At 72.5% G+C, this 3,448-nt stretch carries 2 protein-coding genes; one reads left to right on the forward strand and one right to left on the reverse strand.

Annotated features, from left to right (window positions below):
- Positions 1 to 253: 253 nt before the first annotated feature.
- Positions 254 to 1,030, reverse strand: a complete 777-nt coding sequence (gene kstR, locus G6030_RS04060; protein WP_182642282.1) for a cholesterol catabolism transcriptional regulator KstR — start codon at positions 1,028 to 1,030, stop codon at positions 254 to 256.
- A 214-nt stretch (positions 1,031 to 1,244) separates the two neighbouring features.
- On the opposite strand from kstR, the gene G6030_RS04065 reads away from it, so the two are divergent.
- A complete protein-coding gene (locus tag G6030_RS04065; RefSeq protein ID WP_182642283.1) occupies positions 1,245 to 3,416 on the forward strand; it encodes an acyl-CoA dehydrogenase family protein in 2,172 nt (723 codons plus the stop codon).
- Positions 3,417 to 3,448: the final 32 nt, after the last annotated feature.

Here is a 3,448-nt window from a genome sequence, read left to right on the forward strand (position 1 = left end):
GTGGGCGAGACGCCATCGTCAGGAGCGGCTGCAGTTTCGGCGTACAGGCGCGGGAGCGAGACGCCATTGGCAGGAGCGGCTGCGTGGTCACGCACGGGAGCGAGACGCCAGGCGCAGGAGCGAGACGCCAAGTCGAGGAGCGGACCGCCAGGCGGGGGAGCGGCTGCGTGGAAGCGCGTGCTGGCCCCCGCCGAACGCGCGCTGTCAGACTGTGCGGCCCTAGCCGGCGGAAGCCCCGGGAGCCCCGGCGGCCCTAGCCGGTGGAGGAGTCGGCTGCCCTGGGAGCCCCGGCTGCCCCGGCGGCCCCGGCGGCGGCGTCGTCAGCTTCGCCGGCCTCGCCGGTCTCGGTGCCGTTCCCGTTTCCGATCGCCGTGTGCAGGCGCGCGCGGCGGGGCGAATCGTCGGTGCCCAGCAGCAGATCGATCGTCAGCGCCAGTCGGGTGGCGACGTCCGCGGCCGACGACCGCCGGGTGAGCCACGAGACCAGGTTGGACATCCACACGTCCGAGATCACGCGCGCGATCGAGAGCTGGAGCTCGTCCGGCTCGCCCTGCGCCAGCGCGCGGGCGATGATCCGGTCCATGAGGAAGCCGACCTCCTCGACCTCGTTGGCCACGGTGGCGTCGGCGAACATGAAGGCCCGGGTCATGGCCTCGGTGAGGTTGGGGTCGCGCTGCATCGACTTGGTGATCATGTCCACCACGACCTTCATCCGCTCCTGCGCGGTGTCGCCGGGCGGGGCCGAACGCTCGGTGCGCTGGTCGAGCCGGCGGAACTCGCGGGCGAGCGCCGAGACGAGCAGGTGCACCTTCGACGGGAAGTACCGGTAGAGGGTGCCCACGGCGACCTCGGCCTTCTCGGCCACGGCGCGCATCTGCACGGCCTCATACCCGCCCTTGGCGGCCAGGGCCAGCGTGGCGTCGAGGATCCGGCGGCGGCGCTCGCGCTGCGACGACGTGCTGGGCTCGTCGGCTCTCGTGGCGGCGGCGGACGCGGCGACGGAGCCGGTCTCGGTCGAGCTCTTGGTCATGGCAACGAACCTTCTGCGCTGGTCGGATCGGGACTGCTGATCGGGCTGGCGGTCTCGGGTTGGCGTACCGGGCGGGGACCCGGGTGCACCGATCGGACCCTGCTGGTGCATTCTAGAACACGTTACCTAGAACACGTTCTATTATGGGCGTGTACGCGCGGGCCCCGAGCCCCGCGCCGGGTACGCGTCCCCCGCCCGAGCCGAGGAGCCTGCAGTGAGTATCGCCACCACACCGGACCAGACCGAGATCCAGAGTTCGATCAAGGCCTGGGCGAAGTCCGCCGATCCCGTGGCTACGGTACGCGTTCAGGAGGAGGATCCGGAAGCCTGGAAGGCGGTGTGGCCGCAGCTCGCCGAGCTCGGACTGTTCGGCGTGGCCGTCGCCGAGGAGCACGGCGGCGCCGGCGCGGAGATCGTCGACCTGGCCTGCATGCTCGAGACCGCAGCCGCCCACATGGCGCCGGGCCCGGTGCTGTCCACCGCCCTGGCCGGGGTGCTGGTCTCCCGGGCGGGTGGGGCCGTGGCGCAGGCGCTGGGGGAGACCCTCGCCGAGGGCGGCCTCCCCGTGGGCGTGTGCCTGGGCATCGGCACCGCAACGCTGGACGGCTCGGGTGAGGTCACCGGTGATCCCGGCATCGCCTACGGCGGCACCCCCGACGGAGGCCTGCTCCTGCCCGTCGAGGTCGACGGCGCCACGCGCTGGGCGCTGCTCGAGGCGGGCACTGCGGGCGTCACGGTCACCCCGTCGACCCCGTACGACATCTCGGCCTCGATCGGCCGCGTGCGCCTGGAGGGCGTGACGATCCCGGCCGACCGGCTCCTCGAGGGCATCACCACCGAGCACGTCCACCAGCTGTTCGTCGCACTGGCCGCGGCGGAGGCGGCGGGCGTCGCCGACTACACGCTCGCCACCGCCGTGGACTACGCCAAGATCCGCGAGCAGTTCGGCCGCACCATCGGCTCGTTCCAGTCCATCAAGCACCTCGCCGCCGACATGCTCTGCCGCACCGAGCAGGTCCGCGCGCTGGCGTGGGACGCCGCCGTCGCGGCGGAGGACCTCACCGCCACCGACTCCGAGCTGCCCGTCGCCGCCGCGGTCGCCGGGGCGCTGGCCTTCGACAACGCCGTGCGCAACTCCCAGGACTGCATCCAGATCCTCGGCGGTATCGGCTTCACCTTCGAGCACGAGGCCCATTTCTACATGCGGCGCGCGAGCGCGCTGCGCCAGATCATCGGCGGCTCCGCCCGCTGGCGACGCAGCCTGGCCGAGCTCACCCTCGCCGGCAGGCGCCGCCACCTCGACATCGACCTGTCCGAGATCGACGGGCTGGACGCCAAGCGCGAGGAGATCCGCGCCCTGGTGGCGAAGGTCGCGGCCGTGGAGGGCGACGGGCGCAAGCAGGCCCTGGCCGACACCGGCCTGTTCATGCCGCACCTGCCCGAGCCGTGGGGCCTGGGCGCGGGCCCGGCCGAGCAGCTGCTCATCGACGAGGAACTCGAGGCCGCCGGCGTCACCCGCCACGACATCACGATCGGCGGCTGGGCGGTGCCGACCATCCTGCAGGCCGCCCCCGAGCACGCCGATCTGCTGGTGCGCGACACGATGGCCGGGAAGATCAGGTGGTGCCAGCTGTTCTCCGAGCCCGGCGCCGGCTCCGACCTCGCCGCCCTGCGCACCACCGCCGAGAAGGTCGACGGCGGCTGGAAGCTCAACGGCCAGAAGGTGTGGACGTCGCTGGCCCGCGAGGCCGACTGGGCCATGTGCCTGGCCCGCACGGACTCCGGCGCGCCCAAGCACAAGGGCATCACCTACTTCCTGGTGGACATGCGCTCGGAGGGCATCCGGACCCGGCCGCTGCGCGAGATCACCGGCGAGGCCCTTTTCAACGAGGTCTACCTCGAGGACCTGTTCGTGCCCGACGAGTTCCAGATCGGCACGGTGAACGACGGCTGGAAGATCGCCCGCACGACGCTGGCCAACGAGCGCGTGGCCATGGGCGGCGGCTCCTCTCTCGGTGACGCCGCGGAGGAGATCATCGGCCTCATCAACGCGGCCGGGGTCTCGGACGACGCGCTGGTGCTGGACGAGTTCGGCAAGCACGTCGCCGACGGCGTCGTGGGCAACCTGCTGGACCTGCGCACCGCGCTGCGCAGCCTCGCCGGTTCCGGCCCGGGCGCCGAGTCGAGCGTCCGCAAGATCGTCGGCGTGCGCCACCGCCAGGACATCGCCGAGTTCGGCCTCACGCTCACCGGCACCGGCGGCGTCGAGTTCACCGAGCAGGGCCGCAAGTTCCTCATGGTCCGCTGCCTGTCGATCGCCGGCGGCACCGAGCAGGTGCTGCTCAACGTGGTCGGCGAGCGCATCCTCGGCCTACCCAGAGACTGACACCCCGGCCGGCCCGCCCGACGAGGGCGGGC

Origin of the sequence: Dietzia sp. E1 (assembly GCF_014145015.1) — a bacterium.
Classification (GTDB): Bacteria; Actinomycetota; Actinomycetes; order Mycobacteriales; family Mycobacteriaceae; genus Dietzia; species Dietzia cinnamea_A.

Excerpts from the sequence above, each read along its gene's own strand:
- kstR (WP_182642282.1), bottom strand. The coding sequence starts at position 1,030 with ATGACCAAGAGCTCGACCGAGACCGGCTCCGTCGCCGCGTCCGCCGCC.